The 13,944-nt window shown below is 59.3% G+C and carries 11 protein-coding genes; 10 read left to right on the top strand and 1 reads right to left on the bottom strand.

All coding sequences use genetic code 11. From position 1 onward, the window contains the following. The first annotated feature begins 528 nt into the window (after positions 1–528). From EQV96_RS21735 to EQV96_RS21700, 8 genes are all read left to right on the top strand, one after another. Complete coding sequence (locus tag EQV96_RS21735; protein WP_095020717.1) at positions 529–1,338, top strand: energy transducer TonB; 810 nt, start codon at positions 529–531, stop codon at positions 1,336–1,338. A 53-nt stretch (positions 1,339–1,391) separates the two neighbouring features. After that, the gene (locus tag EQV96_RS21730) at positions 1,392–2,096 is read left to right on the top strand and encodes a MotA/TolQ/ExbB proton channel family protein (protein WP_095002841.1); all 705 of its coding nucleotides are present in this window, start codon (positions 1,392–1,394) and stop codon (positions 2,094–2,096) included. After that, on the top strand, positions 2,096–2,497 hold the full coding sequence (locus EQV96_RS21725; protein ID WP_016780647.1) for a biopolymer transporter ExbD: 402 nt from the start codon (positions 2,096–2,098) through the stop codon (positions 2,495–2,497). Before EQV96_RS21730 ends, EQV96_RS21725 begins: the two co-directional genes overlap by 1 nt. Before the next feature lie 118 nt (positions 2,498–2,615). After that, the gene (locus EQV96_RS21720) at positions 2,616–5,444 is read left to right on the top strand and encodes a TonB-dependent receptor (protein WP_169916577.1); all 2,829 of its coding nucleotides are present in this window, start codon (positions 2,616–2,618) and stop codon (positions 5,442–5,444) included. 136 nt (positions 5,445–5,580) lie between these two features. Continuing rightward, positions 5,581–7,464: an extracellular solute-binding protein gene (locus tag EQV96_RS21715; RefSeq protein ID WP_240882387.1), complete on the top strand. Its 1,884-nt coding sequence runs from the start codon at positions 5,581–5,583 to the stop codon at positions 7,462–7,464. A gap of 1 nt (position 7,465) precedes the next feature. After that, the gene (gene yejB, locus EQV96_RS21710; RefSeq protein WP_150628156.1) at positions 7,466–8,536 is read left to right on the top strand and encodes a microcin C ABC transporter permease YejB; all 1,071 of its coding nucleotides are present in this window, start codon (positions 7,466–7,468) and stop codon (positions 8,534–8,536) included. Then, complete coding sequence (locus EQV96_RS21705; RefSeq protein ID WP_095002845.1) at positions 8,536–9,558, top strand: ABC transporter permease; 1,023 nt, start codon at positions 8,536–8,538, stop codon at positions 9,556–9,558. Before yejB ends, EQV96_RS21705 begins: the two co-directional genes overlap by 1 nt. Positions 9,559–9,566: 8 nt before the next feature. Further along, entirely contained in the window at positions 9,567–11,174 is a 1,608-nt protein-coding gene (locus EQV96_RS21700) for an ABC transporter ATP-binding protein (protein WP_153326955.1), read from the top strand. 40 nt (positions 11,175–11,214) lie between these two features. Here EQV96_RS21700 and EQV96_RS21695 read toward each other — a convergent pair whose 3' ends face one another. Beyond that, positions 11,215–12,093, bottom strand: coding sequence for a LysR family transcriptional regulator (locus EQV96_RS21695; RefSeq protein ID WP_095032047.1), 879 nt, complete (start codon positions 12,091–12,093; stop codon positions 11,215–11,217). A 142-nt stretch (positions 12,094–12,235) separates the two neighbouring features. On the opposite strand from EQV96_RS21695, the gene EQV96_RS21690 reads away from it, so the two are divergent. Together EQV96_RS21690 and EQV96_RS21685 are read left to right on the top strand one after the other, a co-directional pair. Continuing rightward, on the top strand, positions 12,236–12,997 hold the full coding sequence (locus EQV96_RS21690; protein WP_238705515.1) for an iron-containing redox enzyme family protein: 762 nt from the start codon (positions 12,236–12,238) through the stop codon (positions 12,995–12,997). Then, the gene (locus tag EQV96_RS21685; protein WP_138738305.1) at positions 12,994–13,863 is read left to right on the top strand and encodes a DMT family transporter; all 870 of its coding nucleotides are present in this window, start codon (positions 12,994–12,996) and stop codon (positions 13,861–13,863) included. The genes EQV96_RS21690 and EQV96_RS21685 overlap by 4 nt, the downstream gene beginning before the upstream one ends. The last annotated feature ends 81 nt before the right edge of the window (positions 13,864–13,944 follow it).

The following is a 13,944-nucleotide window of genomic DNA, read 5'->3' as shown; positions in this document are numbered from 1 at the left end:
GTAACATCGAGGGGGTGCGCTCCCTGATGGCACACGCTTCCCAGCCTGCCAGCCATAGGACCCGACAACTGCACTGTTAGTTGGCAGTCACTGTTCACGTTGGTGCACTCTTTTATTACACCCGCCTGCGATTGCCTGATTGTCAGACAATAGCGCCGTATCATTCATTCAACTAAGCCCCTTACTTTGTGCGACGCCTTAGTTCATGCCCCGTCATTATCCCTTGCACTATTACTCTGGATGAAACCTGTCACACCCTTATTAAATAAACCGCCATCACCCTACATTTCCTGCGCTGTTGGCATAGCTGTTGCTTTACCTAACTTAACGGAACTTTACAAACCTCCAGACACTGTACCTCTTGATTCAACACAAGGAATACACATGACATTCTTGCCCTCCCGCTTTTGACACACCGTAATAAGTGTTTTCCTGCACTTATTACACAACCGTTAAACAAACAGTTCTCGTCCCTGCGTGCAAGGGCGAACGGAGCCTTATTGCCCTTCATTTAGTCGAGGGACTTTTATGAGTGACGAGGTAAAGAATAAAACGCGGTCTGCCCCGCTGCTCGACGCCGAACGAGTACAGCAGTGGACCCATATTCCCCATGTAGCCAACACCTCGACACCCGCAGGCCTGGTTACATCGCGGGCGTTGTTGCTGGTGGGCCTGGTTGCCCTGCTGCACGCAGGCGCCTGGTGGGTCATGCAGCAGGCCAAGGCCGAGCCCGTGGTCACGCCGCCCGAAATTCCGGAAATGACCGTCGAACTGACCAGCCCGGCACCACCGGCGCCACCCGTGGAAGAGCCGCCACCGCCACCGCCGCCGCCAGAACCCGAAGCTCCACCCGAGGACGAAGATGCGGTGAAGGAGCCGCCAAAACCGGTGGAAAAACCCAAGCCCATAGAAAAACCCAAACCGGTGGTCAAGCCCAAGCCGGTGCAAAAACCGCAGCCGGTCAAGCCCGCCCCACCGGCGCCAGCTGCTCCGGCGGCACCGACTGCGCCAGCAGCACCCGCGGCGCCTGCCGCAGCACCGGGTCCGGTCAAGGAAACCGCGGCGGTATCGGGGCTCGCCAGCCTTGGCAACCCGCCGCCCGAGTACCCATCCCTGGCCTTGCGACGCAGTTGGGAAGGCACTGTGGTGCTGCGAATCAAGGTACTGCCCAACGGGCGCGCCGGGACGGTGGAGGTCACCAAATCCAGCGGTAAACAGGCACTCGATGACGCGGCTGTAGAAGCCGTACGCAACTGGAAGTTTGTCCCGGCCAAACGAGGGGATACCCCCATCGAAGGATTTGCCACCCAGACCATCTCTTTCAAATTGCCGGAATAACCCAGCCGGGTGCCGACACTAACTTTTATTTAGCCGCCGTGTGAGGTGTAACCATGAACGAGTCTATGTCTTCCATGATTGTCCCCGGGGTGCTCTGGGCACTGGTGCTGTTTTCGGTGGTGAGCTGGGCCTTGCTGCTCATCAAGTCATCGCAATACCTGCGCCAGAAAGCGCAAAACTCGCAATTCAGCAAAGCCTTCTGGGCAGCCCCTGACCTGCTGACGGCGGCCGAACACGCCAGCCAGTACCCCGGTGCCCTGGCCCGCATCGCCAACAGTGGTTTTGAAGCCATGATTGTCGATGACAGCCCGCGCACCACCCAACAACTGGCCCACACCATCAACCGCTCCGATCGTCTGGAGCGCAACCTGCGCCAGCAGATTCAAAAAGAGCGCCGCGCCCTGGAAAGCGGTCAGGCGATACTTGCCAGTATCGGCAGCACCGCGCCCTTTATCGGTCTGTTCGGCACCGTGTGGGGAATCATGGAAGCGCTGCAAACCATCGGCGCAACCGGCTCCGCCAGCCTGGAGACCGTGGCCGGGCCCATCGGTCATGCCCTGATCGCCACCGGCGTGGGGATCGCGGTCGCGGTACCGGCAGTGCTGATTTACAACTTCTTCCTGCGTCGCCTCAAGCTGGCCTCGGCCAACATGGACGACTTTGCCCATGACTTCGACGCCCTCGCCCAGCGCAGCGCCTTTGCCATCGACCGTCAGGCCATTTCCAACAAGCGCACCCCAGTGCGGGAGGCAAGCTGATGTCTTTCTCAACCCAGGACAGTGACGAAGTACTCAGCGAAATGAACGTCACCCCGCTGGTCGACGTGATGCTGGTACTGCTGGTGGTGTTTATCGTGACCACGCCGATGATGACCAACGCGATCAAGATCAACCTGCCCAAGACCGACGCCGTGGCCTCGGCGCAAAAAAAGGACCCGGTGGTGGTCAGCGTTGACCAGGACGGCAAGTTCTACCTGGCCAAGAACGAAGTGGCCCCCGAACTGCTGGAAAAAAGCCTGCAGGACGTGAAGGCCCAGGACCCGGAAGTGCGCGTGCAGTTGCAGGCGGACGAAGGTGTCAACTACGGCCAGGTGGCCAAGGCCATGGCCTCCATTGAACGCTCGGGCATTACCAAGATATCGGTGATGACCGCCAGATGAAGCCCTCACCCCAACCCTCTCCCATAGGGAGAAGGCCAGGGTGAGGGGCTTTTGATCCTGATGTAACCACGCACCACCCACGCCGCGCAGGGGCTTTTGGCCCCTGCAGGGGAGCGGCTTGCTTGAAAAAAGTGTTTTGCCCGGGTCGACACAACCCAACTGGAGTCATGAGGGCTCACAAGGCCATTCCAATAAACGTCTGAATAAGCCGGAAATAACCATGCAGATGAAGAGTTCAGGTTTTACCCTCAAGCCGCTCGTTGCAAGCTTGCAGCGACACCGTTTTGTGCCGTTGTATCTGGTCGCTCTGGGGATGAGCGCGGGCCAGTTGCAGGCCGCCGAAGTGAGCACCACGGATGATTCGTCCGCTGCCGTCAGTGCGGCCACGGTCAGCACCGACAGCGCCGCAGCGCCGGCCACCACGCAACTGGACCGGGTCGAAGTGACCGGTTCGGCGATTCGCCGGGTGGATGCCGAAACCGCCGTGCCGATCACCATCCTGCGCGCCGAGCAGTTGCGCAACGAAGGTGTGACCACCACGGCCGAGATCATGCAGCGCGTGACGGGCAACCAGTCACTTCGCAACTCGGCCAGCTCCGTGGGTTCCGGTACCGGGGGGTCGACCTTTGCCGACATGCGCGGTATCGGTGCCAACAAGACCCTGGTGCTGCTCAACGGCCGCCGTTTGGGCAATAACGCCATTGACGGTTCCGCGGTAGACCTGAACACCATCCCGTTTGCCGCCATTGACCGCGTCGAGGTATTGCGCGACGGCGCATCGGCCTTGTACGGCACTGACGCGATTGGCGGCGTGATCAACTTCATCACCAAAAAATCCATGACCGACGGCACCCTGTCACTGGGCGGCGAAGGTGCAGATGCCAGTGGTGGTGGCGACAGCCACGATATCAGCGGTAGCTGGGGCTACGGCGATCTGGAAAAAGACCGTTTCAACGTCATGGCCGTTGCCGGCTATAACAAGCAAAACGCCCTGCATGCCAAGGACCGCACGTTCGCCAGTAACTACGAACCGGGCCGCGGTCTGGATCAGACTTCCGGCACGTCCAACCCCGCCAACTGGAGCCAGGGCAATATCAATACCAACCCGCTGGCGGCCAATGGTTGCAACGGGGCAAACCTGGTCCTGCGCCAGGGGCTATGCCGCTATGACACGCGCAACTATATCGACCTGCTGCCTGAAACCGAGAAGACCTCCTTTTTCGGCAAGGCGACCGGCAAGATCACCGATGACGACAACGTCAACCTGGAGTATTTCTGGGCCCGTAACAACAATGCCGTGGGTGTTGCCCCCGCACCACTGATTGGCGCCAGCATGGACCCGAGTTCGCCTTACTACCCGGGCAACGGCATAACCCCGGGCACCAGCGATCCGTCCTTCGACCCCTCGCAACCGATCGGCCTGAACTGGCGTGAAACCGCTGCCGGTGGCCGCCAGAGCAAAGACCAGAATACCAGCCAGCGCCTGGTATTGAGCTTCGATGGTGTGGCCAAGGGCTGGGATTACAATGTCGGTGCCTCGTACAACCAGAATCAGGTGAACTCCAGTGTGACTGGCGGTTACGCCAGCGACGCGGCCATGCTCAACGGCATTGCTGATGGCATCATCAACCCGTTTGGCCCGCAAACACCTGCCGGGCAGGCCTATATCGACGATCACCAATACCATGGCCAGTACATGTCCTCGGTGGGCCGGGTCACCGGTATCGACGGGCGCATGAGCCGTGAGATTGGCGACTGGTTCGGCGCAGGCCCGTCGGGCCTGGCGATCGGCGGTGAATATCGTCAGGAGAAGTTCCACCAGACCTTCGATGGTTTTGTCGCGGATATTTCCAGCCTCGGGGCCGACCCCGACGCCAGTGTCTCGGGTGACCGTAACGTCAAGGCGGTGTACACCGAGCTGAACGTGCCCGTACTCGACAGCCTCGAACTGTCAGCCGCCGTGCGTCACGACAAGTACAGCGACTTTGGCAGCACCACCAACCCGAAATACTCGTTCCGCTACCAGCCGGTCAAGGAGCTGGTGGTTCGCGGTGCCTACAGTGAGGGCTTCCGCGCACCGTCGCTGTACGAGCTGTACAACCCGCAGTACACCACTTACACCCAGGGCTACTACAACGATCCGCGCCTGTGCACCGGTGGCGTAGTGCAACCGGGGGGCAACGCCGGGCGCGATTGCGGCCAGCAGTTCCATAACCGCACCGGCGGCAACACTGAACTGTCCCCTGAAAAAGCCCGCAACGTGACCGTCGGTTTTGTCTACCAACCGGTGCGCAATCTGTCGATGGGCCTGGATTTCTGGTGGATCCACATCGCCAACCAGATTGCCGAGTTCCCGGAATCCACCGTCTTTGACGATCCGAACGCCTATGCCGACCGCTATGTGCGCAATGCCGACGGTTCGCTCAACTATGTACAGACCGGCCTCGCCAACCTGGGTGCTGTCAAGACCAGCGGTGTTGACGTGTCGCTGGACTACAAGTTCCCCAACACTCCCTACGGCCAGTTCGGCCTTGGCCTGCAAGGCACCTATGTGTCGCGCTATGACTACCAGACCACCATTGGCGGCAGCTACACCGACAAAGTGGGCGCGTTCAAGGATGACGGCATGGTCGCGCGCTGGAAACACGTGTTGAGCGGCACCTGGAACCTGGGCGCCTACCGGGCCTCGCTGGTCAACCGCTTCACCAGCGGCTATGACGACGCCGATCCGGACACCCACTCCCGTGTAGCGTCTTATACCTTGTGGGATATCTCCGGTGGCTACACTTTCAATAAGACCGTGGACCTGGATGCGGGGATCAAGAACATGTTCGACCGTAACCCGCCGTTCTCCAACCAGGCCTACAACTTCCAGAATGGCTTCGATCCGCGTTATGCCGATCCGATGGGCCGTACGTTCTTCGCCCGTGCCACCTATCACTTCTGAGCAACCACCGCTGCCGGCTCACTCCGGCTGGTAGCGGGTTAACTGCGAAATCGCGACCCCGCCGCATTTTAACGCGCAATGCGGCGGGGATTTTTCCAGGCAGTCGATGGTTCAACACGCGGTACAAGGAAGCCCAATGATGTCTGCATTTTTCCTGCCCCTGCTCCTGCTCCGTTCGCTGCTGGTGCCCGTGCTGTCCTGCGTGTGCCTGAGCGTCAACGCCGCGCCCGGCCATGCCCTGACGGTGTATGGCGAAGCGCCCAAATACCCGGCCGACTTCCAGCACTTCGATTTTGTAAACCCGAACGCGCCCAAGGGCGGTTCGCTCAGTCGAACATCGATGGAAATCGGTCAGTTCACCTACCTGTCGCCCTATATCGACCAGGGCACCGGTGTCGCCCAGGTCGATCAATGGGTGAATGCCCCCCTGGCCTTCCGCTCGCTGGACGAGCCCTATACGGTTTACGGGCTTGTCGCGCAGAAGATCGAGCGCGACCCCGACGGCCTGTGGGTGCGTTTCTACCTGAACCCCAAGGCCCGTTTCGCTGACGACACGCCGATCACCGCCCAAGACGTGGCCTTTACCTACGACACGCTGATGACCAAAGGCAGCCTGAGCTATCGCATGCTCTACGGCGAGGTCAAGGACAGGGTCATCGAAGGCCCGCTGCAGATTCGTTTCGACTTCAAGAACAACCAGAACCGCACCCTGGCGCTGGATCTGGCCAGTCTGCATATCCTCCCGGAACACTGGTGGAAGACCCGCGACTTTACCGCCGGTGGCGGCTACGAGCCACCGCTGGGCAGCGGTCCGTATTCGGTCTCCGGGGTTGACCCGGGGCGCAGTGTCACCTTTGCGCGCAACAAAAACTGGTGGGCCAAAGACTTGCCCGTCAGCAAGGGCCTGTACAACTTCGATAGCTTGAAAGTGATGTTTTACAGTGACATCGACGTGGCCCGCGAGATGCTCAAGGCCGGGGCATTCGATTACAACCGAGAGTTCTCCGCCACCGGTTTCAGCATCGGCTACGCCAGCCCGGTGCTCAGCGACGGGCGCCTGCAAAAAGGCGTGTTCGCCAAGGAAAAACCCAGTGCCGCTCAGGGGTTTACCTTCAACCTGCAAAACCCGTTTTTTCAGGATCGCCGGGTACGCGAGGCGCTGAGCCTGCTGTGGGATTTTGAATGGACCAACAAGCAGATGATGCGCAACTTCTATGTCCGCGCGCAGAGCTACTTCCCGAAAAGCGAAATGTCCGCCACGGCACTGCCCGACGCCCGTGAACTGGAGATTCTCGAACCCTTGCGCGGGCAGATCCCCGATGAAGTGTTCACCCAGGTTTACCAGGCGCCGAAAACCGATGGCAGCGGTTATATCCGCGACAAACAGCTGCAAGCCCTGGCGCTGCTCAAGGAAGCCGGCTGGACACCCAAAGACAACCTGCTGGTCAACGCCAAGGGTGAACCGCTGCGCTTCACCTTTCTCGACAGCCCCAGCGGCTTCGATCGCATGGTTTTGCCCTGGAAACGCACCCTGGCGCAGATCGGTATCACCATGGACATTCGCAAAGTCGACTCGGCGCAGTACATCAACCGCACCAATGCCCGTGACTACGACATGATGGTCGGCCAGTTCCCCCGCAGCGGCCAGCCGATCGTCTCGCCCGGCCGTGAGTTGTACGACATGTTTGGCTCACGCAGCGCCACCCAGGCGGGTGCTTCCAACAACATGGTGCTGCGCAACCCGGCCGTCGACAAGCTGATTGACGGGGTAGTCCAGGCCAACAGCCGCGAAGAGATGGTGCATTACACCCGCGCCCTCGACCGCGTATTGCTGTGGAACTACTACATGATCCCTCACTACTACTCGGTCGGCACCCCGACGGTGTACCTGAACCGCTTCGGCCAGCCCGCCAGGGAGGCCAAATTCGACGAAGGCCTGGACACCTGGTGGGAAGTCAGCAAAACCCCATTAACCAATGCTGCGTATGGCCAGGCCAACGCACAGCCGGAGGGTCATTGAGATGCTGCATTACATCAGCCGTCGCCTGTTACTCATCATCCCCACCCTGCTGTGCATTCTGGTGGTCAATTTTATGATCGTGCAGGCCGCCCCCGGTGGTCCGGTGGATCAGGCCATTGCCCGCCTGCAGGGCTTCGGTGGCGCTGCGGTCGGCGGTGGCGGTGGCGAAATGGCCGCGGCCGCCGGCGGGGCCAGCCGTAGCAGTCGCGGCCTTGACCCGGCCTTGATTGAAGAAATCACCAAGCATTACGGCTTCGACAAACCCATGCACGAGCGTCTCTGGCTGATGCTCAAGAACTACGCGCAACTGGACTTCGGCACCAGTTTTTTTCGCGGGGCCAAGGTCACTGATCTGATCGTGGAGAAGCTGCCGGTATCCATCTCGCTGGGCCTGTGGGCGACGCTGATCACCTACCTGATTTCCATTCCGCTGGGCATCCGCAAGGCCATACACAACGGCAGCGCCTTCGATGTATGGACCAGCACGGCGATCATCATCGGCTACGCCATGCCCGCCTTTCTGTTCGCCATTCTGTTGATCGTGGTGTTTGCCGGCGGCAGTTATGTCAGCTGGTTCCCGGTGCAGGGCATCGTCTCGGACAACTTCGACAGCCTGAGTTTCTTCGGCAAGATCGGCGATTATCTGTGGCATATGGTACTGCCCGTGTCGGCGCTGGTGATCGGCGGTTTTGCCACCTTGACCATCCTCACCAAAAACAGCTTTCTCAACGAAATCAGCCGACAGTATGTGGTTACCGCGCGGGCCAAAGGCCTGACCGAGCGCCGCGTGCTTTACGGCCATGTGATGCGCAACGCCATGCTGCTGGTGGTAGCCGGGATTCCCCAGGCGTTGATCGAGGTGTTCTTTGCTGGCTCCCTGCTGATTGAAACCATCTTCAACCTCGACGGCATCGGCCGCATGAGCTACGAAGCGGCGGTATCACGGGACTACCCGGTGGTGTTTGGCACCCTGTTTCTGTTCACCCTGTTCGGCCTGCTGATCAAGCTGATCGGCGACCTGTGCTACACCCTGCTCGATCCCCGTATTGATTTCTCGGCGAGGACTGCCTGATGTTCAACCTCTCTCCTCTTGGCCGTCGCCGCCTCAAACATTTCAAGGCCAACCGCCGTGGCTGGTGGTCACTGTGGATTTTTATCGGGCTGTTCGTGGTATGTCTGGGCGGTGAACTGATTGCCAACGACAAGCCCCTGGCGATTCACTACAAGGACAGCTGGTACTTTCCGATTGTCAGCAGTCACCTCGAAACCGATTTCGGCGGCGAGTTGCCCTTTGAACCCGACTACCGCAGCGACTACGTACGCAAGCTGATTGCCGATCAGGGCGGCTGGATGCTCTTCGCGCCGATTCCGTTCAGCTACGACACCGTCAACTACGACCTCCAGGAGCCCTCACCCAGCCCGCCGAGCGCCACCAACTGGCTGGGCACTGACGATCAGGCCCGGGATGTACTGGCCCGCGTGATCTTCGGCGCACGGATTTCCATCCTCTTTGCCTTGATCCTGACCGCCATCAGCACCGTGGTGGGCATTACCGCCGGTGCCCTGCAAGGCTTCTATGGAGGCCTGGTCGACCTGCTTGGCCAGCGCGTGCAGGAAATCTGGGCCGGGTTACCGGTGCTGTACCTGCTGATCATTTTGTCCGGCTTTGTCGCTCCGAGTTTCTGGTGGTTGCTGGGCATCATGGCGCTGTTCAGCTGGCTGGCCCTGGTGGACGTGGTGCGCGCCGAGTTCTTGCGCGGGCGCAGCCTGGAGTACGTCAAGGCTGCGCGGGCCCTGGGCCTGACTGACGGCGCACTGATGCGCCGGCATATCCTGCCCAACGCCATGACCTCCACCCTGACCTACCTGCCGTTTATCCTGACCGGTGCCATTGCCACCCTCACCGCCCTGGACTTTCTCGGCTTTGGCATGCCCCCGGGCAGCGCATCCCTGGGCGAACTGATCGGCCAGGCCAAACACAATCTGCAGGCGCCGTGGCTGGGCCTGACCGCGTTCTGTGCGCTGGCGCTGATCCTGTCGCTACTGGTGTTTATCGGCGAAGCCTGCCGCGACGCCTTCGATCCCCGGACCTGAGAATTGACATGACCAACACACTGATAGAAATCCGCGACTTGCGCGTGAGCTTTGCCGGGGCAGAAGTGGTTCACGGCATCAACCTCGATATCCGCCGTGGCGAGTGTATGGCGCTGGTGGGCGAGTCGGGCTCGGGCAAGTCGGTGACCGCGCACTCGATCCTGCGCCTGCTGCCGGGCAAGGCTGTCGAGACCCAAGGCAGTATCCGCTACGACGGCGTCGATCTGGTGCATGCCAGCGAAGCCCAGTTGCGCAGCTTGCGCGGCAACCGCATTGCGATGATCTTCCAGGAGCCGATGACCTCGCTCAATCCGCTGCACACCGTGCAAAAACAGATCAGTGAAATCCTTATCACCCACAAGGGCCTGAAAACCCGCGCTGCGCGGCAACGCACCCTGGAGCTGCTGGAACTGGTGGGCATCCGCGAACCGGCCAAGCGCCTCAATGCCTATCCGCACCAACTGTCTGGCGGGCAGCGCCAGCGGGTGATGATCGCCATGGCCCTGGCCAATGAGCCGGAACTGCTGATCGCCGATGAGCCGACCACGGCGCTGGACGTGACGGTGCAGCAAAAAATCCTCGAACTGCTGATCGACCTGCAACAGCGCCTGGGCATGTCGTTGTTGCTGATCAGCCACGACCTCAATCTGGTGCGCAAGATTGCCCAGCGCGTGTGCGTGATGCGCGGTGGCGAGATAGTCGAGCAGGCCAGTTGCGAGGCCCTGTTCAACGAGCCGAAGCACCCCTACAGCCGCATGCTGATCGAAGCCGAGCCCAGTGGCCGACCGGTACCGGGAGAGCACCGTCACAACCTGCTGCAAGTGGACAACCTGAAAGTCTGGTTCCCCCTGCCCAAACCGCTGTTCAGCCGCGAGCGACACTTTATCAAGGCGGTGGATGGGGTCAGTTTTGAACTGAAAAAAGGCCGCACCCTGGGCATCGTCGGCGAGTCCGGCTCGGGCAAATCGACCCTTGGCCAGGCTATTTTGCGGCTGGTGGACTCAGAGGGCGAAATCCGCTTCGGTAATAAACAACTGAACATCCTCAGCCAGAACCTGTTGCGCCCGTTGCGCCGGCAAATGCAGGTGGTGTTCCAGGACCCGTTTGGCAGCCTGAGCCCGCGCATGTCGGTGCAGCAGATCATCAGCGAAGGCTTGCTGGCCCATGACATTGGCACTGAGCAAGAGCGCGAGGCGGCGGTGATCCGGGTCTTGCAGGAAGTGGGCCTGGACCCGCAAAGCCGTCATCGCTACCCCCATGAGTTCTCGGGCGGGCAGCGCCAGCGCATCTCCATTGCCAGGGCGCTGGTCATGGAGCCGGAGCTGATACTGCTCGACGAACCCACCTCGGCCCTGGACCGCACGGTGCAAAAACAGGTGGTCGACCTGCTGCGCGACCTCCAGGCCCGGCATGGCCTGACCTACCTGTTTATCAGCCACGACCTGGCGGTGGTGCATGCCCTGGCCCACGACATGATCGTGATCAAGGACGGCAAGGTGGTGGAACAAGGGGATGCGCAGTCCATCTTCGACAACCCGCAACACCCCTATACCCGGGAACTGCTGCAGGCCAGCAGCTTGAAAGCGCGGGAAACAGCGCTTGCCGATGCGGTGTAGCCGCTGACGAGCGGAGCGAGGCTGCGATCCTCGTCAGCGGCTACAAGGTGTCGGCAGGGTCTACAAGCTCCGCCAACAACTCGGCAAACGCCTCCCGGGCACTGTGATGGCCGGTTTCACTGTGCCAGTAAAACTGGTTAGGGACCGGCTCCAGTTCGGCAAATCGGTAGCGTGCCAACTGAACGCAAACGCCAAAATGCTCAAGTAGCCCTTCAGGCACCAACGCCAGACCCGCACCCGCCCTGACGCAACCAATAATACTGCCCCAACTGGCGTAATCGACCCAGTTGACTTCAAGCCCCTGCACCGCCAACCCTCGCGCCAATACGGCGCGGTACGGGCAACCGGGTGGCCAGGCGAACACCGTGTGTTGATGCATATCCCCAAGACCCGTAAGCGGTGCGAGTGCCGGGCTGGCAATCACTATCAGGGGCTCGTGATAAAGCGGGGTTTTTGTAAGTTTTGGCTGATCGATGCCCCCTGCAATCACGGCGCCGTCGAGCCGGTGGTGCTGCACATCATCGATCAGTTGCCGCCATTGCCCAGTGACCAGTTCCAGGGTCACATGCGGATAGCGCTGATGGAACTCGGCCAGCATCGGCGGCAACCGCCCTGTGGCACAGGACTCAATCGCGCCGATACGCAGCTTGCCCGCAGGCACGGCATGGGGCTGCACGGCACGCCGGGCCTGGTCGACCAGCGCCAGGATCTGCTCGCAATAGCCGACAAACACCTGGCCCGCCGGGCTGATGCACAACCCCCGGCCCGCACGGGTAAACAACGCGGTGCCCAGCTCACTCTCCAGCTGTTTGATCCGGGTGGTGATATTCGACGGCACGCAATGCAGTTGCTGAGCCGCCAGCGCGATGCTGCCGCACTCTGCCACCGACTTGACCATACGCAACTGGCTAAGCTCCATGGTTCACTCCTGATGATTACAGAAATCTTTATATATCACTTGTCATGAATTAATAAACTGACAAAATTTGAGGTCTGTAAATAGCTTTGCTGAATCAAGACAGTGACCCCCAAAAAATAAAAACCATAATGGAGTGGACAGCGTGGACACTAAAGAGGCAGTTATTGAAGCATTGGCACATTCCGTCTTTGACCATGGCGCGCTGAACAACGCATTCTATCAACGCTGGTTAGGCTCTCCAATGAAGCTCCGGGAGGTAGAAATATTTGCGCAAAATTATTGGGCCAGGACATGTCGTACAGCCTTGATGGTCGCGCTTTCTTTTTTACATGCAAAGCACATTTCAGCAAGAGCAGAAATCGTCAAAAACCTATACTCTGAGTTAGGCAACGGCGATGCAAAAAAAGCACACAGTGTGCTTTTAGAAAAGTACTTACTTGACCTGTTAAGTCGTCTAGCCGGAAGAAAATACACCTTGGACGAGTTAGAGGCGGGAGAGGTCTTACCCTCAACACATCTCTTTATTGCAGAGCAGGAAGCACTGTATGCACCCGCTGAGCAAGGACGACCGTCAAGTCATGCTCTAGGAGCACTGCTTGCCCAAGAGTGGCTTGCGTATTCAATGCTGACACGTTTATACGAGGGCGCACGAAATTATCAAAACTTGTATTCCAACAATGATGAATTCCACGAGTGGTGTGAATATTTTTACATCCATATTGGCGAAGCTGAAAAAGAGCATAAAGTTCAGTCACTAATAGCAGCAGCGCTTGAGTGCAGCAACGAAGCTGATTTGGCCGAACTAACCATTGGCTTCAAACGCTTTCTCGACATCACAGAAAACTACTGGAACGGAATAGCACGAGCTATTGAAGACGCTAAGACGTTGGAAATAAACATTTGAAGTGTTCGCACACAAGGAAGCAAATAATCGCAGCCCTGGCCGCTGTCGTACTGTGCTGGGCCTATTCACCGATCGGGATAAACATCGGCCTGCAGGATTATTCTCCGGGGCATCTGGCGTTGCTGCGGTTTTTGATTGCCTCGGTCTTTATGGCGGCTGTTGCGCTGGTGTTGCGCATTGGCCTGCCCCGGCTCAGGGATGTGCCCTGGCTGATCGTGCTGGGCTTTTTCGCCATTGTGCTGCATCACGTGGCGCTCAATTTCGGCCAGCGCTGGATCAGCCCCGGCGCGTCCAGCGTGTTGGCACAATCCGCACCACTGTTCAGCACCCTGATCGCACGGGTGTTTTTGAAAGAAACCGTCAGCGGCTGGCGCTGGTTATGGGTGGCTGTGGGTTTTCTGGGCGCGCTGGTGGTGGTGATCAGCGATAAAGGCCTCGCAGGGTTCAGGCCCCAGGGCTTGCTGGTTTTGCTCGCGGCGTTTTCCTGGAGCGTCTATTTCGCCTTGCAAAAACATTACTCCAACCGCTACAGCCCTTTGACTCTGGTGTGCTACACGATCTGGAGCGGGACCTTGCTGCTGGGTGTATACGTGCCGGGGCTCGTGGATGCAGTCTTGAATGCGCCGGCCCGGGTGAACGGGGCGGTGTTGCTGCTGGGGATTTTCCCCAGCGCCCTGGCCTATCTGTTCTGGGCCTTTGTGTTGGCCCGCGCCGAGGTCAGTCGCGTAGTAGGAGTCATGTATTTGATCCCGCCGGTGGCAATGGTGATGGCGGCCGTGGTGTTGGGCAGCACCGTGTCGATGGGGGTGATGGCCGGCGCAGCCATCATATTGGCCAGTGTGATGGCGATGAGTCGCGTGCGGTAAAGACATGCTCTTTGTTATTCCTAAAATGAATATATAAATCATTTTATATTCTTTTTTAAAAGCTAATTTTCCTGCAAGACT

This window comes from Pseudomonas sp. TMW22080 (assembly GCF_022496745.1).
In the GTDB taxonomy this organism is placed as follows: Bacteria; Pseudomonadota; Gammaproteobacteria; order Pseudomonadales; family Pseudomonadaceae; genus Aquipseudomonas; species Aquipseudomonas bubulae.
The sequence above is the reverse complement of the archived record's forward strand: the minus strand, read 5'-3'. Positions and strand labels throughout refer to the sequence as shown.

What these genes read in the sequence shown, in the direction of transcription:
- EQV96_RS21725 (WP_016780647.1), top strand. Translation starts at nt 2,096, where the DNA reads ATGTCTTTCTCAACCCAGGACAGTGACGAAGTACTCAGCGAAATGAAC.
- EQV96_RS21735 (WP_095020717.1), top strand. Translation starts at nt 529, where the DNA reads ATGAGTGACGAGGTAAAGAATAAAACGCGGTCTGCCCCGCTGCTCGAC.
- EQV96_RS21695 (WP_095032047.1), bottom strand. Translation starts at nt 12,093, where the DNA reads ATGGAGCTTAGCCAGTTGCGTATGGTCAAGTCGGTGGCAGAGTGCGGC.
- EQV96_RS21730 (WP_095002841.1), top strand. Translation starts at nt 1,392, where the DNA reads ATGAACGAGTCTATGTCTTCCATGATTGTCCCCGGGGTGCTCTGGGCA.
- EQV96_RS21700 (WP_153326955.1), top strand. Translation starts at nt 9,567, where the DNA reads ATGACCAACACACTGATAGAAATCCGCGACTTGCGCGTGAGCTTTGCC.
- yejB (WP_150628156.1), top strand. Translation starts at nt 7,466, where the DNA reads ATGCTGCATTACATCAGCCGTCGCCTGTTACTCATCATCCCCACCCTG.
- EQV96_RS21705 (WP_095002845.1), top strand. Translation starts at nt 8,536, where the DNA reads ATGTTCAACCTCTCTCCTCTTGGCCGTCGCCGCCTCAAACATTTCAAG.
- EQV96_RS21715 (WP_240882387.1), top strand. Translation starts at nt 5,581, where the DNA reads ATGATGTCTGCATTTTTCCTGCCCCTGCTCCTGCTCCGTTCGCTGCTG.